Annotated in this window: 21 protein-coding genes; 5 read left to right on the plus strand and 16 right to left on the minus strand. The window is 69.1% G+C overall.

Annotated features, from left to right (window positions below; genetic code table 11):
• Positions 1 to 2: 2 nt before the first annotated feature.
• The 3 genes from ACQUSM_RS07510 to ACQUSM_RS07520 all read right to left on the minus strand — a co-directional run bounded on the left by ACQUSM_RS07510 (position 3) and on the right by ACQUSM_RS07520 (position 3287).
• A complete protein-coding gene (locus ACQUSM_RS07510) occupies positions 3 to 443 on the minus strand; it encodes a DUF5788 family protein (RefSeq protein WP_435117308.1) in 441 nt (146 codons plus the stop codon).
• Between the two features lie 542 nt (positions 444 to 985).
• Entirely contained in the window at positions 986 to 2506 is a 1521-nt protein-coding gene (locus ACQUSM_RS07515; RefSeq protein WP_435117310.1) for a carboxypeptidase M32, read from the minus strand.
• Positions 2507 to 2576: 70 nt separating this feature from the next.
• On the minus strand, positions 2577 to 3287 hold the full coding sequence (locus ACQUSM_RS07520) for a DUF1028 domain-containing protein (protein ID WP_435117314.1): 711 nt from the start codon (positions 3285 to 3287) through the stop codon (positions 2577 to 2579).
• 119 nt (positions 3288 to 3406) lie between these two features.
• Between ACQUSM_RS07520 and ACQUSM_RS07525 the strand changes: the two genes are divergently transcribed.
• Both ACQUSM_RS07525 and ACQUSM_RS07530 read left to right on the plus strand, forming a co-directional pair.
• Positions 3407 to 3763, plus strand: coding sequence for a cell division protein SepF (locus ACQUSM_RS07525; protein ID WP_435117316.1), 357 nt, complete (start codon positions 3407 to 3409; stop codon positions 3761 to 3763).
• A gap of 96 nt (positions 3764 to 3859) precedes the next feature.
• On the plus strand, positions 3860 to 5290 hold the full coding sequence (locus ACQUSM_RS07530; RefSeq protein WP_435117320.1) for a DUF402 domain-containing protein: 1431 nt from the start codon (positions 3860 to 3862) through the stop codon (positions 5288 to 5290).
• Here ACQUSM_RS07530 and ACQUSM_RS07535 read toward each other — a convergent pair whose 3' ends face one another.
• From ACQUSM_RS07535 to ACQUSM_RS07545, 3 genes are all read right to left on the minus strand, one after another.
• A complete protein-coding gene (locus ACQUSM_RS07535) occupies positions 5291 to 5821 on the minus strand; it encodes a hypothetical protein (protein WP_435117322.1) in 531 nt (176 codons plus the stop codon). It abuts the gene before it with no gap.
• A 59-nt stretch (positions 5822 to 5880) separates the two neighbouring features.
• Positions 5881 to 6207: a NifU family protein gene (locus ACQUSM_RS07540; RefSeq protein ID WP_435117324.1), complete on the minus strand. Its 327-nt coding sequence runs from the start codon at positions 6205 to 6207 to the stop codon at positions 5881 to 5883.
• Between the two features lie 92 nt (positions 6208 to 6299).
• Positions 6300 to 7718 carry an LVIVD repeat-containing protein gene (locus ACQUSM_RS07545; protein ID WP_435117326.1) on the minus strand — a complete coding sequence of 473 codons (1419 nt, stop codon included), beginning with the start codon at positions 7716 to 7718 and terminating at the stop codon, positions 6300 to 6302.
• A gap of 79 nt (positions 7719 to 7797) precedes the next feature.
• Between ACQUSM_RS07545 and ACQUSM_RS07550 the strand changes: the two genes are divergently transcribed.
• Entirely contained in the window at positions 7798 to 8535 is a 738-nt protein-coding gene (locus ACQUSM_RS07550) for an SDR family NAD(P)-dependent oxidoreductase (RefSeq protein WP_435117328.1), read from the plus strand.
• Here the strand turns inward: ACQUSM_RS07550 and ACQUSM_RS07555 are convergent.
• Both ACQUSM_RS07555 and ACQUSM_RS07560 read right to left on the minus strand, forming a co-directional pair.
• Complete coding sequence (locus tag ACQUSM_RS07555) at positions 8532 to 8912, minus strand: DUF5611 family protein (RefSeq protein ID WP_435117330.1); 381 nt, start codon at positions 8910 to 8912, stop codon at positions 8532 to 8534. The genes ACQUSM_RS07550 and ACQUSM_RS07555 overlap by 4 nt on opposite strands.
• Before the next feature lie 42 nt (positions 8913 to 8954).
• Positions 8955 to 10238, minus strand: coding sequence for a DUF7093 family protein (locus ACQUSM_RS07560; protein WP_435117332.1), 1284 nt, complete (start codon positions 10236 to 10238; stop codon positions 8955 to 8957).
• A gap of 104 nt (positions 10239 to 10342) precedes the next feature.
• Between ACQUSM_RS07560 and ACQUSM_RS07565 the strand changes: the two genes are divergently transcribed.
• On the plus strand, positions 10343 to 10642 hold the full coding sequence (locus ACQUSM_RS07565) for a DUF6432 family protein (protein WP_435117335.1): 300 nt from the start codon (positions 10343 to 10345) through the stop codon (positions 10640 to 10642).
• 48 nt (positions 10643 to 10690) lie between these two features.
• Positions 10691 to 11734 (plus strand): glycine cleavage T C-terminal barrel domain-containing protein, encoded by a 1044-nt coding sequence (locus ACQUSM_RS07570; RefSeq protein WP_435117337.1) that lies wholly within the window; start codon positions 10691 to 10693, stop codon positions 11732 to 11734.
• 18 nt (positions 11735 to 11752) lie between these two features.
• On the opposite strand, the gene ACQUSM_RS07575 is transcribed toward ACQUSM_RS07570, so the two are convergent.
• The 8 genes from ACQUSM_RS07575 to ACQUSM_RS07610 all read right to left on the minus strand — a co-directional run bounded on the left by ACQUSM_RS07575 (position 11753) and on the right by ACQUSM_RS07610 (position 21968).
• Positions 11753 to 12841, minus strand: coding sequence for a geranylgeranyl reductase family protein (locus ACQUSM_RS07575; RefSeq protein WP_435117339.1), 1089 nt, complete (start codon positions 12839 to 12841; stop codon positions 11753 to 11755).
• A 176-nt stretch (positions 12842 to 13017) separates the two neighbouring features.
• Positions 13018 to 14022 (minus strand): WD40/YVTN/BNR-like repeat-containing protein, encoded by a 1005-nt coding sequence (locus ACQUSM_RS07580; protein WP_435117341.1) that lies wholly within the window; start codon positions 14020 to 14022, stop codon positions 13018 to 13020.
• Positions 14023 to 14063: 41 nt separating this feature from the next.
• Entirely contained in the window at positions 14064 to 14531 is a 468-nt protein-coding gene (locus ACQUSM_RS07585) for a hypothetical protein (RefSeq protein WP_435117344.1), read from the minus strand.
• The gene (uvrA, locus tag ACQUSM_RS07590; RefSeq protein ID WP_435117346.1) at positions 14531 to 17521 is read right to left on the minus strand and encodes an excinuclease ABC subunit UvrA; all 2991 of its coding nucleotides are present in this window, start codon (positions 17519 to 17521) and stop codon (positions 14531 to 14533) included. Before uvrA ends, ACQUSM_RS07585 begins: the two co-directional genes overlap by 1 nt.
• A 75-nt stretch (positions 17522 to 17596) precedes the next feature.
• Complete coding sequence (locus ACQUSM_RS07595; RefSeq protein ID WP_435117348.1) at positions 17597 to 17800, minus strand: HVO_0649 family zinc finger protein; 204 nt, start codon at positions 17798 to 17800, stop codon at positions 17597 to 17599.
• A 147-nt stretch (positions 17801 to 17947) separates the two neighbouring features.
• The gene (locus ACQUSM_RS07600; RefSeq protein ID WP_435117350.1) at positions 17948 to 19813 is read right to left on the minus strand and encodes a PINc/VapC family ATPase; all 1866 of its coding nucleotides are present in this window, start codon (positions 19811 to 19813) and stop codon (positions 17948 to 17950) included.
• Between the two features lie 307 nt (positions 19814 to 20120).
• Positions 20121 to 21545, minus strand: a complete 1425-nt coding sequence (locus ACQUSM_RS07605) for a S8 family peptidase (RefSeq protein ID WP_435117352.1) — start codon at positions 21543 to 21545, stop codon at positions 20121 to 20123.
• Between the two features lie 135 nt (positions 21546 to 21680).
• Positions 21681 to 21968 (minus strand): translation initiation factor eIF-1A, encoded by a 288-nt coding sequence (locus ACQUSM_RS07610; protein WP_379731374.1) that lies wholly within the window; start codon positions 21966 to 21968, stop codon positions 21681 to 21683.
• Positions 21969 to 22021 lie beyond the last annotated feature (53 nt).

The following is a 22021-nucleotide window of genomic DNA, read 5'->3' on the forward strand; positions in this document are numbered from 1 at the left end:
GATCAGAGCGAACTGCGGCGGGGGCTGCCGTCGTCGTGGCCCAGCGCCTGCTGGAGGAAGTTCATCCAGCGCTTCTGATCGGCGGCCTCCTTGCGGGCGGCTTCGCCCTCGATGTCGGCCGGTTCGAGCTGTTCGAGCGCGTTGAGCGCCCGGTCGATGCCGATGATGCTGCGGGCGAGCGCCTCGCCGCGCTCGTAGCTGACCTCGCCTTCCTCGATGAGTTCGAGGCGTTCGTTTCGCTCCCGGCGGAGGTTCTTCTTGGCCTCGTCGACGCGCTCGCGCTCCTCGGCGGGGACGGTGTCGCGGCGCTTGATCTCGAAGACGAACTGCTGGAGTTCGAGGGTGTCGCCCTGCACCTCGATCTCCTCGGGGATGTCGGCGCCGATGGTGGCGGCCTCGCGGCCGACCCGTTCGAGCAGTTGCTTGCGCTCGTACTCCTTCACGGGGGGTGGTTGGTGGCCGCGGCTCTTTGCTTCTTCGGGCGCTATTCGTGGTTGGTGGGTGATGCGTTGACTGCGGCAGTGACGAAGCGTTCTCTAAGGATCGGGACCGCGACGGCGACAGCAACAGCATCTCGACGCCGGGCCACTTGTACCGCAACCACACAGCACCGCGATGGTCTTCCCCGCATCCTCCCCACGGGTTCTCGTGAGGGAACCGAACGAGAGCGGGCGAGAGCCGTCGGCTCTCGCCATCGCTCGCCGACGACTGGCGAGCCCTCGCGTCCACCGCGGCCGCATCACAGTGGCTGTCGGCGCGAAGCGTTCGCGTCGACGGACGCGAACCGAGCGCGAGGGACGAGCGAGCGAACGGACGTGAGCGAGTGAGTCGGCTGGGGAGGCGTGTGGGCTGTGCGGGGCGGTGCGGCCACAAGTGGTCAGGCGTCGAGATGCTGTTGCGGTTGCTGTCGCGGTTCGGACGATCAACTACGACCATCGTCACTCGTCCTACTCACTACACGAAAAACGACACCGAACAACCCGACTTACAACCCGTACAGGTCGGTGAACTTCTCCTCCACGTAGTCGAGGAAGTAGTCCGCCGTCAGCGGCTCGCCCGTCGCCTCCTCGATCAGGTCGTCGGACTTGTACGCGCGGCCGTGGCTGTGGACGTTCTCGTTCATCCACTCCCGCATCGGCTCGAACTCCCCGTTGCGGATCTTCCCGTCGACGTCCGAGATGTCGTCGCGCATCGCCGCGTCCAGTTGCGCCGCCAGCACGCTGCCGATCGTGTACCCCTGGAACGCCGCGAAGCCCGAGGACCAGTGGATGTCCTGCAGGCAGCCCTCGCCCACACCGTCCGGCGTCACGCCGAGGTACTCCTCCATCTTCTCGTTCCACAGTTCGGGAATCTCTTCCACGTCGATCTCGCCCGCCACGAACGCGCTGTCGATCTCACACCGGAGGATGATGTGGAGGTGGTAGGTGAGCTCGTCCGCCTCGACCCGGATCAGGTTGTTCGGGTAGATGCGGTTCACCGCCTCGTACGCCTCCTGTGCGGTGAGGTCGTCGACGCCGTCGAGGTGCTCCTTCACCTCGGGGAGGAAGAACTCCCAGAACGGCTTCGTGCGGCCGACGTGGTTCTCCCAGAAGCGGCTCTGGGACTCGTGGACGCCCGAGGAGAGCGACTGCCCCAGCGGCGTGCCGTAGTGCTCCTCGGGCAGGCCGAGCATGTAGCTCGCGTGGCCGTACTCGTGGATCGTCGCCGTCAGCGCGTCCATCGGGTTGCCGGGCTTGTACCGCGTCGTCACGCGGGCGTCGAACTGATTGCCCGACGTGAACGGGTGGGCGGAGATGTCCAGTCGGCCGTGATCGCGATCGTAGCCGATCGCGTCCAGCGCGGCCTCCGAGAGCGCCCGCTGGTTCGCCTCGGAGTACTCCCCGCCCTCGTACGGCGAGGCGAGCTCGTCGCCGTGCTGTTCGATCTCCTCGATAAGCGGCACGAGCTCCGCCTTCAGCCGGTCGAAGATCTCCTGAATGCGCTCCCGGGAGATGTACGGAAGGCCGTCCTCGTACAGCACCTCGTAGGGTGCCTGATCCGGGCTGATGTGCTCGGCCCGCCGGATCGAGAGATCACGCAGCTGCTCCAGCCGGGGCGCGAACAGCTCGAAGTCGTCTTCGGCCTTCGCTTCCTGCCAGATCTGTTGGTTCTCGCTCTGGACCTCGGAGAGCTCCTCGACGAGGTCGCCGGGCACGTCGGCGGTCCGGTCGTAGCTGCGCCGGATCTCGCGGACGTTGGCCTGCTGGCGCCAGTCGAGCTCGTCGGCGGCGTCCTCGGCGCCGGAGAGCGCCGCCTCGAACTCGTCGTCGGTCATCAGGTCGTGGGTGACCGAGGAGAGCGCCGAGAGCTGCTTCGCCCGGGCCGGAGCGCCGCCCTCGGGCATGGTGACCTGCTGGTCCCAGCCCAGCACGCCGCTGGCGTCGCCGAGATAGGAGATGCGCCGGTGCTGCTCGATGAGGTCGCGGTACGCGTCGGGGGCGTCCTCGGAGGGTTCCTCGATAGACACAGGCTGGCATGGCTCCGGCCCCCTATCAATCCCTTGGAGCCGGCAGTCGACGGCTCGCCGGGGCGAGCCGCTACTCCTCGTCGGCCGCGCCGAGGTCGTCCGCCTCCATCGCTTCCTCGTAGCGCTGCATCGCCTGTTCGAACCCGTCGCTGGCGAGCCGATACGTCTCTCGGAGCTCCTGGATCGGCGTCTCGGTCGCGTCGACGCGCAGATCGTTGTAGTACGGCTCGTCGTCCGCCTCGGTGCTGCGCACCTTCAGCGCCGCGCTCTGGACGTGGAGCTCCTCGCGCTTGTCGCCGCCCTCCGCGTAGCCCGCGCCCAGCGCGTCGATCAGGCGTTGGGCCAGCGGCGCGTCGCGGTCCGACTCCGCGTACGTCTCGGCGACGCTCTCGATCACCGCCTCGCCGGTGAGGAGGTTCCCCGCGACGGTGTAGTTCTCGCCCTCGCGGTGGCCGTACCAGCCGTGACACTCCTCGCCGGAGAACGTGAACGCCCCGTCGGCGTCGACACCGTGGAGCTGGCGGTTCTCGGCGCCGTCGTCGGCGTTCAGTAGCGACTGGAGCGCGTCCTCGACCGCGAGCCCGTCGTCGATGTACTCGACTCCCCGCTCCCCGAGTTCGACGTTCACGAGGCTCTGTGTCGCGACGGCGCCGTTCTCGGAGACGAACGGGCAGAGCGTCCCGACCGCGGGCAGCCGGGTGGTGACGGCGACGCCGAACCGTCGCTGCTCGTTGCCGTCCTCGTCCTCGTACTCCTCGCGCACGCAGATGCTGAACGTCACGGGCGAGCCTGTGCCCGGAGTCGGGAAAAGTCGTGCTCTCCCGGCGAAACGGACGGCGCGTCGCCGGGGCGCGGACGGACGGCGCAAGAACTAATGCCGCAGCCCCGGAGCGTTCGGACATGGGAATCATGAGTAAGATCCTCGGCGGCGGCGGCGATCGGAGCACCGAGGACTACGTCACGCTCGACCTCGAGGAGGACTTCGAGAGCCCCGGCGCCGCCGGGACGATGAGCGTCCACTTCGCCGAGATCGGCGGCCAGCAGGACGTGATCGCGATCAAGGACGCCGTCTACGACGGCGACCTCGTCGTCGCTGACATCACCCGCCACTCGACGACCGACACCGCCAGCGACCGCATCATCGAGGAGCTCCGGCAGGTCGCCGACGAGGTCGACGGCGACATCGTCAAGAAGGGCGACGATCAGATCGTCGTCACCCCCACCGGCGTCGGGATCGCCCGCGAGAAGCTGAACTAACGCCGCCCCCGATTCTCCGCCGAACCGACCCGCGCCGAGAGCGACGGCAGACTCGATACCGTCACCTACCTGTCCCCCCCGATCGAACCCCCGACCATGACTGAGGATGCGGCCGCCGGCGCGACGAGCGTCCGGGTCCGGGGGATCTACGCTACCGCGCTCACCCGGGCGCTGCTCGACGCCGGCCACCGTGTGGTACAGGCTTCGCCGCCGATCCAGCGGCGCTTCGACGCCGACCTCCCCGCCGCGGACCACGACGCCGCGATCGAGACCGGGCCGGACCGACAGGGCGTGAACGTCGCCGGCGAGCCCGACGCCGTGGCGTCGGTTCGGTCGCTGCTCGCCGACACCGAGATCGACACGCTCGCGTGGGACGACCCTGCTCCCGTCGGCGGGGTGTTCGACGGCCGCGTGAGCGAAACGCTCGGCAGCGGCGCGGTCGTCGAACTGGGCGAGACGAGCGGGTTCCTCCCGTACCGCAACGTCGACGGGGAGGTCGACGACGGCGACGCGGTCCGGGTACAGGTCGTCGAGGCGGCCCCACCGTGGGACGACGACCGCGCGGTGCTCGACACTGGCCTACGGGTCGAGGCGGGGCTCGCGACGCTCGTTCGCGGGCGCGATGGCGTCCGTGTCGCCGGACGAGACGATGCTGCCGGCCGCGAACTCGCGGGACTGACCGACCTGCTCGACACCGAACCGACCGACGGCTGGGGGCTGGAGTGGGCACGAGACGCCCGCGACGCCGAGATGGGGACGCTGGGCGACGCACTGGAACGGGCGAACTCGCGTGCCGCGGCGGTGGAGCGTGCTCTCGACGACGCCGGCGATCCGGAGCCAGTCCGTGAAGTCGCGACCCCCACGGCGGGCGCGTGGGTCTGGTTCGGCCGCGAGTCGCGGTTCGCGCTGGACGAGATCAGGCGCGAGGTGACGGCGACGATGCCGGGTCACCACCGGACCAAGGCCGGCACCGAGGCCGCCAGCGCGGGCGTCGACTTCGCGGAGGCGCTGTGCGGCGACGATCTCGGCGGTGAGTTCCCGTTCCCGGTCGTCGCCGACCAGTTCGGACCGCACGAGGGCGGTCGCGTCCGGATCGACCACGGGAAGCCGTCGGGGCGCCGGATCGTGCTCGGGGAGGGCGAGGTTGTCGAGCGGGACGACGACCAACTCACGGTCGAGCGGGAGATGAGCGGCGGCGGGACGTACGACGCGCTCGGCACCCGCCGGGAGTCCGGCGACACCGCGCGCACGAAGTTCCGCGAGGGGCGCTGGTGGTACCCGACCACCTACCGGAGCGCCGACGGCGAGCACAAGGGGACGTACGTCAATATCTGTACGCCCGTCGAACTGTTCCCGGGTTCGGTGTGCTACGTCGACCTCCACGTCGACGTGATCAAACACCCCGACGGCACCGTCGAGCGCGTCGACGACGACGAGCTCGACGCGGCGGTCGACGCGGGCGAGCTGTCCGAGGAACTGGCGGAGAAAGCCCGGAAGGTCGCCGCGAGCATCGAGCGCGCGATCTGACTACGACGACGCGTCCGTACAGGCGGTCGACTGGTGGACGAGCCCCGCGGCGTCGACGGCGACCTCGACGCTTGCTTCCTCGGCTGTGCCACACGTTCCGGAGCCGATGCTCAACATCGGTAGCTCGGCGTCGGGGTCGGCGACCGCGGTGACGACGGTGGTGCCGTACGGCGTCGGCTCGAACTCGATCCCGGTGCCCGAGCCGGCCGTCGAGCGGAACTCCCGGCGTTGGGCGTCGCCCAACGGCGTGAACGTCACCGCCTGCTCCCACGCCCGCGCCGGCACGTCGTCGACGGTCTCGGCGTCGGGGAACGACTCCGTCTCGTCGTCGGCGTACGTGAGCTCTACCCCGTCGAACCCCGCAGCCATCGCGGCGGCGGTGAACACGAGCGTCCGGTCGCTCTCGTTACGGAAGTTCACCGTCACGCGCTGAGAGCCGGGTGTCTCCGTCCCGTCAGTCGGTGCGGTACAGCCCGCGACCGGGACGGCGACCGCGAGCCCCGCGGCTGCGAGGAGCTGTCGTCGGTTCATACTGGCGGGTCTCATGGAGAGGGTATCAACCCACCGCGAGGGGAGACGCCGGGACTCGCTCAGAAGTGGTTGGGGTGTTCGGTGCCGTGCTGGAGTTCGCCACCGCGGCCGCCCTCGACGGTCGCGTCGCCCTGCTCGCCGGTCGAGGGAACGAGCACGTGGACCTCGTCGACCTCGTCGAACGCGACGATCATGTCGCGCTTGATGTTCTGTGCGGTGAGGTCGCTGATCCCGCAGCCGGCGCAGGACCCCCCGAGCTCGACGGTGACGGTTCCCGTCTCCGGGTCGGCCTCCCGGACGACGCTCCGCCCGCCGTGCATCTGGATGATGGGCATCTGCCCCGTCATCCAGTCCTCGACGCGCTGTTTCAGGCTCTCCTGGCTCATTGCTTCCCCTTCGGGACGGGGACACTGGTAGCTTGCGGTTTCCCTGCACGCCAGTGGGCGCGACAAAACTGTGTCACGGTCGTTCCTGCCGCTCAGTTCCGATCTCGGCCGCGAAGCCACGCGAGCGAGCCCAGTCCGACGCCCGCCAGCGCCGCCAGCGTGCCGAACCCCGGCGACTCGACGCGGGCGGTGGCGTCGGTCGGCGTCTCCGCACTCGTCGGCGTCGGTGTCGGAGTCACGAGGTCGTCGTACCCCCAAAGCGTCCGTCCGTCGGCGTCCGGGAAGACGTACAGCGCGGCGGGCGAGTCGAGCGTCGCCCGCGAGGCGGCGACGAACGTCGACCCGGGGACGGCCACCCGCGCCGTCCAGAACTCCGCGTGGGGGCGATCCGCCCACCACGTCAGCTCCCGCGGCGCGGCCGGATCGCTCACGTCGTGCCGTTTCACGCCGCCGCGGTACCACGAACTGTAGAGGATCCCGTCCCGGAACTCGAAGTTGTGCGCGGTCGTCCACGTCCCCTCCTGTGTCGCGTCGGGCGAGGGCGGGGGATCGATCGTCGAACGGTGGACCGGCTCCGCGGGAGTGGAGACGTCGTACAGGTCGATCCCGCCGGGGCCGCCCTGTGGGCGCTCCTCGGTCGCCCACGCCTCGCGGCCGACCGCGAGCAGGTCGCCCGCCTCGTCGACCGCGGCGTAGTGTGAATTTCCGGGCAGCCCGTCGTAGCCGTCCGCGCCTGACTCGTACTCGTCGGCGACCGTCTCCGGGTCGCGGCCGATGTGGGCGATCACCGTCGGCGCGGTCGGGTCGCGCACGTCCACCAGCCACGTCCCGGCGTCCCAGTGGGCGAGGTAGGCCACGCCGTCCTGTACGTACACGTCGTGCAGCGTACGCGGGAGCGGCGAGAGGTCGGTCCAGCGCTCGTCGTGCTCGGTGAGCGACCAGCCGCCGAGACGGGCCGGCTCGTCGGCGTCGACGATCGCGAGTTCGCGGTCGCCGCCGTCGTTGGCGGTGAGGTACGCCCGGTCACCGTCGAGGTAGGCGTTGTGGATCGGGTAGTCGGTTTCGTAGAACGACCGCTCTCGGGGCTCCGCGGGGTCGGAGACGTCGACGAACAGCGCGCCCGAGAGCTCGCTCATCCCGGGGTTGGCGGGGCCGACGACTAGCAGCGTCTCCCCGGAGAGCTTCACGTCGTAGATCCCGCCGAGTGGGCCGCCGTCGCGGTCGGCCAGCAGGTCGCGGCGCTCGGCGAGCACGCGCGGCTCGTCGGGATCGGACACGTCGACGACAGCGTACCCCGTCGTCGCGGCGACGTAGGCGGTCGTCCCGTCGTCGGAGACGACTGCCTCGGTGGCGCCCTCGACGGGGAGCCGGGCCAGCGGGCCGTACCCCGTGTCGGTCCGCGTCGGCGGCGTCCCGTCGGGGTCGCCCGCCGGGGGCGTGGGGTGGCCAGCGACACGGCCGGAGAGGAGGGCGGCGCCGCCGAGCAGCGACAGCGCCTCGCGCCTGCGCATGGTTCCGGGGAGGCGGCGTGTGCCCATAAGGGGCGGGGTCGGGCGAAACCCGCTTGGGGGTCGGGACGAACGGTGGGCCATGGAGGACGCTGATCTCGACGGACGGGTCGCGCTGGTGACCGGGAGCGCCGCGGGGCTGGGCCGCGGGCTGGCGCTCGCGCTGGCCGACGCCGGCGCCGACGTGGCGGTCCACTACTACAGCAGCGACGACGAGGCGGCGACGACGGCGGCCGACACGCGGGCGTTCGGCGCCGACGCGACGGCCGTGCAGGGGGACGTGACCGACCCCGAGAGCGTCGACGCGCTGTTCGACGAGGTGGAAACCGAACTCGGATCGGTCGACGTACTGGTGAACAACGTCGGCGACTTCGCGCCGAAACACTGGGAAGAAATCGACCTCGGCACGTGGAACCGCGTGCTCGAGACGAACCTGAACGGGACGATGCTCTGCTCGCGGCGCGCGCTGCCCGCGATGCGCGAGCAGGCGTGGGGACGAATCGTCAACGTCGGCTACGCGAGCAGCGAGAAAGCGATGGTGGGTGCGACGAACTTCCCGTACTTCGTCGCGAAGACGGGCGTGTTGATGTTCACCAGAATGCTCGCGGCCGACACGCAGGACGACGGGATCACCGTCAATGCGGTGTCGCCGTACGTGATCGAGACGAGCGACGAGTTCCCCGACGAGGCGCCGCGCGGGCGCTGGGCGACCGTCGAGGACGTGGCGAACGCGGCGCTGTTCTTCTGTCGATCCGACAGCGACTACGTCTCGGGTGAGAACGTCGAAATCGACGGCGGCTGGCTCCCCGAAGAGATCTAGTAGTCCGGTGCGTCGTCCTCGACTTCGCGCTTGAGCGAGTCGCGGCGGGACTTGGCGTCGCGCCCGGTGGCTTCGAGCAGGAACTCGTTTTTCGTGTCGACGGCGTCGCCGGCTGCCTCGAGCTCGTCGGGGCCGAGCTCGGTGGGGTCGCGCTCCTCGAACTCCACGCCGAGCCAGTCCTTCTTCCCCGAGTACTTCACCGCGCCGGCGACGACGCGCTCGAAGACGGGGTTGTCCGGCTCCTCGACGACGTAGAGGTCGCTCCCCTTGTACTCCTCGGTGTCGGTGATCTCGCCGAAGTACTCCTCGACGGTCGCCTCCATGTCCGGGATGCGCTCCTCGAGCGTCTCGCCGCGGCGCATCTTGTACTCCTTCATGCGAGCCGTTTCGCGAGCGGTCGGTTTACGAGTTGTGGGTCGCTACTCCGCCTTCTGCTGTTCCGATATATACCCGACGTGACACTCCGGGCAGATGTCGCCGGCGCGCATCGAGGAGGTGCCCACGTCGCGGGTCAGCCCGCACTCGGGACAGAAGTACTCGAGTTCGGCGTCCCGGCTCGACCGCTCGAGATCGACGTTCGCGGTCGGCGCCGTCGACTGCTCGCTGGACTCGCCTTCGTCGGTCCGGTGGCCGTTCGCGCGGTCGGTCTCGGCGTCGTTCGACTCCTCCTCCGCCGGCACGAAGTCGCCGAAGTCCACGTCGACGGGCTCGCCGTCGGGCGCCGTCGCGTCGTGCCCCTCGTCCTCGCCGGGACCTTCGGGCCACGGCATGTGCCCCTCGTCGGTCTCCTCCCGTTCAGGTGAGGCGGGTTCGGGCTGGCTCGCGTCCGGCGACGGATCCGACGGCCCCGTGGCGGGGTCGGCGTCCACGATCTCGGCGTCCTCGGACTCGACCGCCGACGGGGTCGAGGACTGCTGGGGTTCGTCGTCCGTGGTCGACGGCTCCGAGGCCGGGTCGGCGGACGACGGATCGGGGGACGAGTCGCTCGCGTCGATTATCTCGGCGTCGTCCTCGTCCGGCTCCTCGGGCGTGGCGGAGTCGCCGACGCTCAGCTCGTCGCCCGGGACCTCGTCCGGGCTGGCCTCCTCCTCCCACTGGTGGCGGCCCTCTTCGGGCGGGGACGCCGCGTCGTCGTCGAGGATCACGCCGTCGTCCTCCGCCGCGTCGGGGGCGTCGGACTCCTCGGCCGCCGCCGAGCGCTGGCCGGGGTGGACCGGCTCGTCGTCCGGCTCCGATTCGTCACCAGCGGCCTCCTCGGACGCGGGCTCCTCGGCGGGGCCCTCCAGCATGTCGTCGTCCTTCTCCGCCTGTTCGATGATGTCGGCGACGCCGCGCTCGATCGGGTCCTCGTCGGGTTCGACGGTCGCCGACTGCTCGCCGGGCTGTTCCGGCTCCGTGGCCGTCGCGGGCTCAGTCTGCCCGGTTGCGAGGTCGTCGTCGCCCCACTGCTCCCCGGCGTCCGTCCCCGCACTGACCCCGATGTCCGATGCCGACTCCTCCCGGGGCTGCTCGTCGGCAGCCGATTCTCGGAGCTGATCGATCGACGTGATCTCCTTGTTCTCGCTGACTACCTGCTTCTCCCCGCAGCGCTCGCAGGTCTTGACCTCCCGGACGGTAACGACGACCTCGTTACCCTCCTCGTTGCGTTCACGCTCGGTCTCCGGCTCGCCGAAGTCGTGTCCGAGCAGACACCTGAGTCCCATTACCCGTGTTAGACGGGCGGAAGGCTAAAAATACCCCGCCACCCGCCGTGGCGGGTCCGCCGGTCGCCGGTAGAGGTAAGCCGTTCGCACTCCCACGGGCGGGTATGGCCGTCAGTCCGGAGCATCGCGACAGGGACGAAGTGGAGTTCGAGGTGCTCGCGGCGCTGGCCGACCGCGCCGAAGAGGGGATGAGCGTGCTCGAACTGCGCGCGGCGGTCGACGCCGACATCGACCGACTCGAACCCGCGCTCGGCGACCTCAAAGACGAGGGGCTGATCGACGTCGAGAGCAACGGTGACGGGGTCGTGCTCTACCCGGCAGAGGGCGTCGTCGCCGACCCCGAGGATCTCGGTGACGAGGAGCCGAGCGTACTGGAGATCATCCGAAACCGGTTCGGGCTCTGAGCCGCCGAACCGGCGGAGTTTTTCCCGCGGACGCCGAACCGACGGGCAATGACGCTAGTCGGCGGGAGCCACGCCGATCACGGCGCGACGTTCGGCGAGCGCGGCGGTCGCGAAGTGGTCGAGGAGTACGGGCGGCCCGAGCGCACGGTTCGGGCGGTCCGCAACGGTGTCGGCGCCATCGAGATGGGGTACGGCGTCGTCGTCGTGACCGGGAACGATCGCCGCGCCGTCGTCGGCGAGGCGGTCACCAACGAGCCACCCGGCGCCGACGGCGAGGGCTGCTACGCGCTGGTGCTCGAGGACGGGACGATCGAGACCGAGCTGTTCGTGTACGACGCCGGCGAGCGTCTGTTGCTGTTCACGCCACCGGGCCGTGCCGACCCGTTGGTCCGTCGCCTCGTCGCTGCCGACCGTGACGCGACCGTCCGCGAGGCGACGACCGAGTTCGGCGTGTTCGGCGTCCACGGCCCGATGGCGACCGAGAAGATCGCGTCGGTGCTGCACAACGCCGGTGCGCCGACGGGCGCGTACTCGTTCGTCCGGGGGTCGATGGGCGACGCCGGCGTCTCCGTCGTCGCCGGCGACGCACCCGGCGGCGAGGAGAGCTACGAGGTGATCTGTGCCGCCGACGACGCCGAAGAGGTGTGGATGACGCTGCTCTCGCGGGGCAACGGCGCCGCCCCCTTCGGCTACCGAACGTACGAGACGCTCACGCTCGAAGCCGGGACGCCGCTGTTCGAGCCCGACATCCGCGGCGAGTCCCCCGAGTCGACGGGACTGACTGGCGTCGCCGGGGTCGAGGACACCGCGTGTGAGCCGAGCCACCGGCTCGTCGGCCTCCGGATCGACGCCGCGGACGACGACCGGATCCCCGAGAGCGGGGCCGCCGTGGTCGGTTCGGACAGCCCGATCGGTCGCGTGACGCGGGCGCGGTGGAGCCCGTCGCTGTCGGCACCGATCGCGTTCGCGCGGGTCGAGCGGGACGCGTCGGTTCGTGGCGTCCGGGCCGAGAGCGGAGAGATCCCGGCGACACGGTCGTCGCTCCCGTTCGTCGAGGGCGGCGAGCAGTCCGGACGGCTTCCGTCGTACTGAGCGGTCCGGCAGGGGCAGTCAGGGGAGATAGCTCCGCAGGTGCTCCCGGGAGAACAGCGTTGTGGGGCGGTCCATGTGGACCCCGATCTCGCCCGACGTGAGACGGAGGCCGAGGCGCTTGACCGGCTTCGGAAGCGAGTACGCGCGGCGCAGCCAGTGGCCGAGCCGAATCTCCGTCGCGAGCTCGTCGCGCCACGCCGCCTCGTACGCCGACAGCGTGGCCGGATCGTCGGGATCGATCGCCCGGACCGCGTGGTCTGCCGAGCGCATTCCGTAGAGGATGCCGCCGCCTGTGAACGGCTTCGTCTGTGCGGCCGCGTCGCCGACAAGAAACACGCGGTGGGAGGTGACCGACTCCGGCGGCCCGATCGGGATGGCACCCGAACAGAAGCGGTCGATCTCCGCGCCGTAGGCGTCGACGAGCCGGTCGAACCGGGCACGGGCATCGCTCTGGGCGTCCGGCCGGACCGCGAGCCCGTACTCGACGCCGGCCTCGCCCCGAGGGATGCGCCACGCGAAGAAGCTCGGGACCGTGAGGTGAACGTCGACGAAATCCCCGTGGTCGGGCTCGGGGTCGAACCCCAGCACGCCGTGGAGCTTCTCGTCGGGTTCGGGGAGGTCGACCGCACGTCTGGTCCGCGAAACCGGGCCGTCACAGCCGGCGACCATCTTCGCCTCGACCGCGAATGGGTCCCCGTCGTCCGGCGAGACGGTGAGCTCGACGCTGTCGATCCCCTCGTCGACGTCCGTGACGGTGTGGCCGTCGTGAACTTCGGCGCCGGCGTCGCTGGCCGCGCCAGCGAGCGTGCGATCCAGTTCCTCGCGGTCGATCACGTTGGAGACGGGCTCGTCCTTGTAGAACGGGTAGGCGTCGCTCTCGGGGCCGCCGACGTGGAAGTCGGCGCCGTACACCTCGTTCTGGAGCAGCTCCTCGCGGGCGCCCGACGGAGTGTACTCCCAGATGTCCCTGGAGACGTGTCCCGAGCAGGCCAGCGGCGTGCCGATCTCCCCCTGCTCGAAGGCGACCACGTCGTAGCCCGCCTCGGCCGCGCGGCGGGCGACGCGCGCGCCGGCGGGGCCGACGCCGACGACGGCGAAGTCGTACATACCCCCGACTATCCGGGCTCCGGACATATGTCTCGTGGTTGGGGCTGACAGCCGACGCGCCACAGTTCGCGGGCCGGTGCGTCGGGCTCCGGCCGTGTTCGACCCGCGCAGTCGGTTACTGCATCGACGGCACTGGTCGCGTTCTGGTACTTGAACTCGGGGAACGGCCGCGGTGCTTAGTCGACGATCGCGAGCCCGCGGCACGGCTGCTCGCTGACCCGATCGGGCCACGACACGTCGATCTCGGTCCAGGCGTCGCCGCCGTCGGCGGTGCAGTACAGTCCGTGGTTGTTCGCCGCCCAGAACGTCGCTTCGTTCGTCCCGCTCGCGAGCACCGCCCGGTACACCCCCTCACCGGTCGGAACCCCGCGGTCGTCGAGCCGCTCCCACGCGTCCCCTGTCCGACAGTAGAGGTAGGACTCGCCGACACGGTGGGCCTCGCGCGCGCTCGTCGCGGCCGAGAGCAGAACCCGCGGCTGCGAGCTGTCGGCCTGTTCGGGCGCCAGTCCGACCGCGACGCTCCAGCAGTACGTGTGGTCCAGCCCCGCCTGCGGGTGCTGCCACGACTTGCCGGCGTCCGTCGTCTCGGCGTAACCGTCGCCCGCGGCGACCCACGCGTGGTCGAGCCTTTCGGGATGGGTTGCGATGGTGTGCACGTCCCGGCGAGCACTCGGCACGCGATCGGTCCAGTCGACGCTGCCGTCGGCGTCGACACGGGCACGCAGGAGCGCGCCGGCCTCGACCGCGACGTGCAGGAGAGCCGGGTCGGCCGGATCGGGCTCGATCCAGCGAACGTGGTGGGTGTCGGGCCGCGGCGGGAACGACCACTCCGCCGACGAGGGGAGGTCCGTGATACCCGGCAGTCGCTCGAACGTCCGACCGCCGTCGGTGCTTCGGTAGAGGCGACTGGGTTCGGTGCCGGCGTAGACCGTCTCGGGGTCGTCGGGCGCGATCGTGAGCGAAGTGACGGCGTCCTGTTCGATCCCGTCGGGGCGCTCCCACGACGCTCCTTCGTCAGTCCAGCGCTGGAGACCGTGCTCGAACGTTCCGACGAACAGGGCGTCGTCCGTGACGGCGACACACTCGGGACGGGAGTCGAACCGCTGCTCGCGGACGATCGTCTCGCGGTCGGCGTCGACGACGAACAGCGCGTCCTCGTAGGCGGCGTAGACGGTGGACATGACCGGAGAGTGGGCACCGAGCGTCGAAAAGGTGGGGTCCGCTACTGCTCGCTCGTTCCGTCGTCGGTCTCCGTCTCGGTCGCGCTCTCGGCCAGGTGGTCGTGGTGGTCCTGATGGTCGGCCTGATCGCGGTAGGTCAGTCCGATCAGGTAGGCTGCACCGTCGTAGCGATAGATCCCGCCCACGTCGCCGTCACACTGCCGGGTGAACATGTTGGCTATCTGTCGTCCCGTCGGGATCGAGAGCCCGCGATCGACCCGAGTGTCGACCTCGGCGTCGGCGAGTTCGTCGAGCGGGTTCTGCAGCTCCGGGATCTCCGCGACTGCCTCGGTGTCGAGGCTGCAGCGTGTCTCCGTCTCGTCGCCGCTGGCCCGGATGACGGTCATCGACACCGGCGGCTCGGCGAAGGGGTTGAGCCGGGCGCGCTCGGCGGCCGTACAGCCGGCGGTGCCGGCGAGCGTCGCCGTCGCGCCGACGGCGAGCAGCCGGCGGCGGGAGAGTTCGGGCATCAGTCGTCGTCGGCCGCGGGCGCTTCGGCTTCCTCCTTCGCCGGCTTCCGGCGGTCCGCGCGTGGCCCCTCCAGATCGATCTTCGGGAGGTAGTCGCGGAGGTAGCGGCCGGTGTGGGAGCCGTCAATTCGGGCGACCTCCTCGGGCGTGCCGCTCGCGACGACCTCGCCGCCGCCCTCGCCGCCCTCGGGGCCGAGGTCGACGACGTTGTCGGCGTTCTTGATCAGGTCGAGCTCGTGCTCGACGACGACGACCGTGTTGCCGTTGTCGGTCAGCCGCTGGAGCACCTCGATCAGCTTGCGCTCGTCCTCCTTGTGGAGGCCCGTGGTGGGCTCGTCGAGCAGGTACAGCGTCTCACCGGTCTGTTTCTTGCCGAGCTCCTCGGCCAGCTTGACGCGCTGGGCCTCACCGCCCGACAGCGTGGTCGAGGGCTGGCCGAGCTTCATGTAGCCGAGCCCCACGTCCTTCAGGAGCTTCAGTCGGCGGCGGAGCTGGCTGTTGGCCTCGAAGAAGTCGTACGCCTCGGCCACGTCCATGTCGAGCACGTCGGCGATCGTCTTCCCCTTGAACTCCACGTCGAGCGTCTCGTCGTTGTAGCGCGCGCCGCCGCACTCCTCGCAGGGGACGTGCACGTCCGAGAGGAAGTTCATCTCGATCTTGACCGTTCCCTGCCCGCCGCACTCCTCACAGCGGCCGCCCTTCACGTTGAACGAGAAGCGCCCCTTGTCGTAGCCGCGCTGCTGGGCGAGCTTCGTCTGGGCGAACGCCTCGCGGATGTGGTCGAACACCCCGGTGTACGTCGCCGGGTTCGATCTGGGGGTGCGACCGATCGGCGACTGGTCGATCAGTCGGACCGTCTCGATCTCGTCGGTCCCCTCGATCGCGTCGTGCTCGCCGGGATCGACGCTGGTGTTGTCGTTCATCTTCCGGGCCAGCCCTTTGTACAGCACGTCGTGCATCAGCGTCGATTTGCCCGATCCGGAGACGCCCGTAATCGCGGTGAACTGCCCGATCGGGAGATCCACGTCGACGTTCTTGAGGTTGTGCTGGCGGGCGCCGACGATCGTGAGCGCCGCGTCGCTCTCCCGGCGCTCGTCGGGGACGGGCACCCCCTTCCGGCCGGCGAGGTAGTCGCCGGTGACCGACGCGTCGGTGTTCACGATGTCGTCGAAGTCGCCCTGTACGACGATCTCGCCGCCGCGCTTGCCCGGGCCGGGCCCCATGTCGATCACGTGGTCGGCCCGGCGCATCGTCTCCTCGTCGTGCTCGACGACGAGCAGCGTGTTGCCGAGATCGCGCAGACCTTCGAGCGTGTTCAGGAGGCGGTCGTTGTCGCGCTGGTGGAGCCCGATCGAGGGCTCGTCGAGCACGTACAGCACGCCGACGAGGCCGGAGCCGACCTGCGTCGCGAGCCGGATGCGCTGGCTCTCGCCGCCCGACAGGGTGGAGGCCTCGCGGTCGAGCGTGAGGTAGTCGAGTCCGACCTCCTCCATGAAGCCGAGGCGGGCGCGAATCTCCTTCAGGATCTCCTCGGCGATCGTCCGGTCGCGCTCGGAGAGGTTCGCCTCCATCCCCTCGAAGTGCTCGCGGGCGTCGGCGATGCTCAGTCGGTTGACCTCGGTGATGTCGGTGCCGTCGACGAGCACCGAGCGGGACTGCGGCTTGAGCCGGGTCCCCTCGCAGGCCGGGCAGGTGGTGACGGCCATGTACTCCTCGATGTGCTCGCGGGTGGAGTCGCTGTCAGTCTCGACGTGGCGGCGTTCGAGGTTGGGGATGACGCCCTCGAAGCGCTTCTCCTTGCGTCGGGTGCCGTTCTTGGTCTGTCGCTGGAACACCACCTGCTCGTCGGTGCCGTAGAGGAACTGGCGCTGCTGGTCGTCGGTGAGCTCGGAGAACGGCGTCGTCACGTCGACGCCGAAGTGGGCGGCCACGCTGTCGATCCGGGTCTGGTAGTACGAGCGGTTGTAGCTCCACGCCTCGAACACGTCCTTGATCGGCTTGTCCGGGTCGACGACCACGAGGTTCTCGTCGACCTCCTTCGTCTCGCCGATTCCCTCACACTCCGGGCAGGCGCCGTGGGGGGAGTTGAAGGAAAAGGATCGCGTCTCGATCTCCGAGAAGTCGATCCCGCAGTGGGTGCAGGCCAGTTCTTCGGAGAACTCCACGACGAGCCGGTCGTCCTCGTCGGCGTCCGTCTCGTCGTCGGCGAGGTCGCCGGTGCTCCGGGAGACGTTGCCGCCGAACGACTCGGGCAGGTCTTCGGGCGGCTCGGGGAGGATCACCTTCAGCACGCCGTCGCCCTCCTCGAGGGCGGTCTCGACGGAGTCGGTGATCCGCGAGCGGTCTTCCTCCCGGACTTTCACGCGGTCGACCACCACGTCGATCGTGTGGTCGTAGTTCTCGTCGAGGTCGGGGTCGTCGGTCGTGAGGTCGTAGCGCTCGCCGTCGACCTCGACGCGGGCGTACCCCTCCGAGACGAGCTCCTCGAACAGGTCCTCGAAGGCACCCTTCTGGTCGCGGACGACGGGCGCGGCGATCTTCGCCCGTGTCCCCTCGGGCAGTTCGAACACCCGGCGCACCATCTGCTGGGCGCTCTGAGTGCCGACCTCGCGACCGCACTCCGGGCAGTGAGGCGTCCCGACGCGGGCGTACAGCAGCCGCAGGTAGTCGTGCAGTTCGGTGACGGTGCCGACGGTCGATCGGGGGTTGTTCGCGGCGTTCTTCTGGTCGATCGAGATGGCCGGCGAGAGCCCCTCGACGGACTCGACCTGCGGTTTGTCCATCTGGCCCAGGAAGTTCCGGGCGTACGCCGACAGGCTCTCGATGTAGCGGCGCTGCCCCTCGGCGTAGACGGTGTCGAACGCCAACGAGGACTTCCCCGACCCCGAGAGCCCGGTGACGACGCTGAACTCCTCCCGCGGGATCTCCACGTCGAGATCCGCGAGGTTGTTCTCCTCGGCCCCGCGGACCTCGATGAAGTCCTTACTCATTCAGCGCCGGCTACGGAGTCGGCAGGGTTGAACCCGTCGGTCCCGGGGGGTCGCGCGCACGCGGAACCGGGCTACTCAGCGTTGGATGGTGATCCGTCGAACCGCCACCTTCCCACAGCTCGGACAGGTGTGCTCGTACCTGACCTCCGCACCGTCGGTCTCGCTGGTCCAGTTGCCGTCGGCGTCGTCGTAGCCACAGGCCGGACAGACCGTCTCGACCTCGTCGTAGCGATCCCGAAGCGTGTCGAGGGGGTTCATGCCGCGGTTGCTCGTGGCCATAACGTGGATGTTTTAGGGCCGACCGACATAAACCCTTGTGCATAGTTCACAACTACCACAGAGAGAGGGAGAGATCGGTCACGTCGCTGTGGAAACCGACCGCAGAAGCGCCTCGAAAGGTGTCGCCGCCAGTGTGGCGGGTCTCGATCAGGCCGGGACGACCGTGATCTGCTGTTTGCGGTCGATGGCGTCCTCGAGCTCCTCGGCGATCGCCGAGCCGCGGGACACCTGCACGTCGCCGCCGCGGCCGACGGTGGCGGTGAACAGGTAGTCGCCGTCGGCGCGGACCTCGACGGTCTCGCCGACGTGCTCGTCGAGTCGGAGCACGACGTGGCGGGCGGTGATCTCCGGCTCGACCACCTCGCCCTGCGGCGATCCCACGCTCTCCGTGCCGCCGTTGGCGCTCGCCGGCGCGGGGTTCTCCTCGTGGGTGCGCACGTCGATGTCGATGCCGAGGCGGTCCTCGATCTCGCTGATCCGGCCGCCGCCCTTGCCGATCACGTAGGAGATGTCGTCCTCCTCGACGTAGACGACCGCGCGGTCCTGCCCCTGGAGTTCGACCTCGACGTGGCCGCGGGCGACCGAGTGGATCTCGCGTTCGATCTCCTGTTTCGCGATCTGGTTCACGCCGGAGGTCTCCTCGCCCTCGTCGTCGAGCGGGACGGTGACGACCTGTCGGTTGAACGTGTAGATCTCGTACTTCGGCTCGCCCGTCTCGGTGTCCGAGACCATGATCACCGGGCGCGCGAGGTCCTCCGCCGTCAAGCCGGCGGGCACCTTCACCTCCGTCTCCACGTCGTACACGGTGTGGATCTGCCCGGCCTCGATGTAGACGACGGTGTCGACGACCTGCGGGATCATCCCGAGCTCGACGCGGCCGACGAGGCGCTGGAGCGCGTCGATCGCGCGGGTCGCGTGGACGACGCCGATCATGCCAACGCCCGCCAGCCGCATGTCCGCGAACGTCTCGAAGTCGCTGGACTTCCTGACCTCGTCGTAGACGGTGTAGTCCGGCCGGACCATCAGCAGCGAGTCGGCGGTGTTCTCCATCGAGCCGCCGAGCTCGGTGTACTGGGTGATCTCGGGGCCGACCTGCAGGTCCCGCGGCTTCTCCATCGTCTTGACCGCGAAGTCGTTGTCGTTGAGGTACTCCGCGACCGCCTGCGCAAAGGTGGACTTCCCGGCGCCGGGCGAGCCCGAGATCAGCACGCCGCGCTGGCGCTCGGTGAACCGCTGTTTGAGCTCGTCGGCCATCGCGTAGTCCTCGAACGTGGTCTTCGCGACCGGGCGGACGGCCGTGATCTCGATCGCGTCGGCGAAGGGGGGCCGCGCGACGGCGATCCGGTAGTTCTTGTACTGGACGATGTCCATCCCCTCCTCGCTGAGCTCGATGAACCCCTCCGAGGAGGCGCGGGCAGTCTCGATCACTTCGGTCGCCCACTCCTCCATCTGCTCGTCGCTGGTGGGCTCGTCGGCGACGTGCTCGTAGGACATCTCGCCGATGCTGCCCCGCTTCGCTTTCGGCCGGGTGTCCGAGCGGAGGTGGAGGCTCATCGTGTCGTCGGTGAAGAACTCCTCGATGGCCAGCCCCTCGCTCTCGGGCTCGGCGGACTCGGTGTCGACGACCGGTTCGAGGTAGTCCACGTCGAGCCCCTTCGCGCGGGCGACCTCGGCCTGCACGCCGTCGCTCGTGAGCAGCGTCGCGGCCTGCTGGGCGGCGATGTCGCGGATCAGCGCGTCGATGTCGCCCTCGCCGGCGCCTTCGGTCTCGGCAGCGTTCGGTCGGCGCCCGACGTACTCGACTTCGATCTCCCCCTCGTCGGCGTAGTCGGCGAGGCGCTGGAGCTCCTCCAGCCCCTTCCAGCCGGGGTCGTAGCCGGCGTTGGCCTGGGCTTCGAGCTCGCCGACGACGGCTTCGGGGACGTAGACGGTGACACCCTCGTAGCGCCCGTCGGCGACGCGTTCGGAGACGCGGCCGTCGACGACGACGCTGGTGTCGGGAACGACGTTCACACGCGAGATAGACGGCGGAGGCTCAAAAGGGTGTATACCACGTCGGGCGTGTCGCGCCGGGCGGCCAACACCGGCCGCCCGGCAGCGTCGACGTGCTCGGCGTCGCTGGGTCTAATCAGTCGGTCGCCGGTACGCCTCCCGGCCGCTACGACGGTAGTTCCCGTCGGAACCCGCCTCAACGGGGTTCAGTTTCACGTTAGAGAGTGACACACAAGAACCTGACGGCCACAGCCGCACGGGTCGCGGTGAAAACGGGTCGAAAAACGTGATCGCGGAACAGTCGCCGCCCGGGGCGAGCTAGTCGGCGCTACTTGCCCTTGCCGCTCGCGGCGTCGACGAGCGCCTGCAGGTCGAGGTGGCCGGCGCCGTGGTACGTCTCGCCCTCGTCGGGCATCGACGCGGTCTCCTGGATCAGCGACTCGACCTCCTCGACGGAGGCGTCGGGGTTCAGCGAGCGCACCAGCGCGACGGCGCCGGTGACCTGCGGCGCCGCCATCGAGGTGCCGGCCTTCCAGGCGTACCCCGAAGTTGGGTCGTCGGTGCCGTCGTCGGACACGACTGTCGAAAGAACGAGGTCGCGGTAGTACTCCTCGGGCCCATTCAAGTCAGCGTTGCCCCCACCCGCACTAACGTCGACGGCGGAGCCGTAGTTCGTGTAGAATGCGGGCTGGGTTGTCGGCTCCTCGAGACGGTTGCCGGTGAGCCACTTCTCTTCGTTGTCCGAGTGTTTGCCACCCCAACCGAAGCCGATCGGACCGGTCGCAGAGACACCGAATATGCCCTCCGCCTCCGTTGGGAGGCTGAGAATGCCGTCTTCGTCCATGTCCTGGCTGTCATTCCCAGCCGAGTTCACGATGAGCATCCCCTGCTCGCGTGCGTAGGCGGCGGTCCGCTCGTAGGCTTCCTTGATCTCGATGACTGCCGGGTTTTCGGCTGGGAGAGGCGGGTAGCCCAGGCTGATATTCGCCGCGTCACACCCGTCTTTGGCGGCCTCGACGAGCGCTCCCAGCACGTCGCCCGACGCCGCCTCAACGCCGGAGAAGACCCGATAGGCGACGAGCTCGGTTTCGGGCGCACTTCCCAGCACGCCGCCGTCGGGACCGTCGTTGCTGTTCGTTGCAGCGACGGTCCCCGCGACGTGGGTTCCGTGGTCGCCTGCGCCGTTCGGCCGGAAGTCGTAGGGGTCCGTCGTGAAGTTCTGGGATAGTTCAGGGTTGACTACATCAGCAAGATCGGGGTGGCCGTCGTAGACGCCGGAGTCGACGATCGCGATGCGAGTTCCCGCACCCTCGGTTACGTCGTGGACGGTCTTACCGCCGCCGGGCTTGTCTGTGAGGTTATCAACCTCCTGAACGCGTTTGTCCCACTGGAGTTCGGTGTTCGTCGCCGGACCATCGTGGTTGTGGCTTGCGCTGTTTCCTTTCCCGTTCGGTCCCGAGTGTTCGACCGCCGGCCCCGTATCGTCCTGATAGACGGCGATATCGGGCGTCGTCGAGGCCACACCCGGAACCTCGTCCGGGTCACCACTTGCGGCAAGCAGGTCGATCTCTCCGATGTCGTGGATGATGTCTACACTGTCTGGAACGTCACTACGGTCGACCTCCTGGAGATCGATAAGGAACCGTTCAGTTCCCTCATCGCCGGTCGCAACCGCACTCCCCGTCGCAAATACCGAACCGCCAATTACGCCCGCTGTACCCTTGAGGAACGTTCGCCTGCTACTGTTACGCATCCACACACTATGACGGAACTGGTCGCTAAAACCTTACGTAAATTTTGCTTGAATTGTAAACAGTTCATTCCCGAAACAGCAGTCGATTCGGCGGGCGCTATCGACCCGGAGTCAGAAACCGAAGAGAACGGCAGATCAGTCGATGTGGCCTTCGCGGCGGAGCTGCTCGGCGTCCTGTTCGTCGTAGCGCCACTCGATGTTCCCCTTCTCGTCCTGCCAGTCCCAGGGCTCGAGGATGACCACGTCGTCCTCGTTGATCCACGTGCGGTACTTCATCCGACCCGGGATGCGCCCGAGTCGGGTCTCGCCGTCGGCACACCGAACCCGGACGTGGTTGCCGCCGAGGTGCTCGGTGACGACGCCGAACACCTGGTCGTCGTCCGGCATCCGGAGGTTCTTCCGGCCTGATGAATCGTCGCTCATACGGGTACTACGGCACACCCACGGATAAGCCGTGGGATACGTCCCCGAAACGG

Source organism: Halolamina sp. C58, from assembly GCF_051195095.1.
In the GTDB taxonomy this organism is placed as follows: Archaea; Halobacteriota; Halobacteria; order Halobacteriales; family Haloferacaceae; genus Halolamina.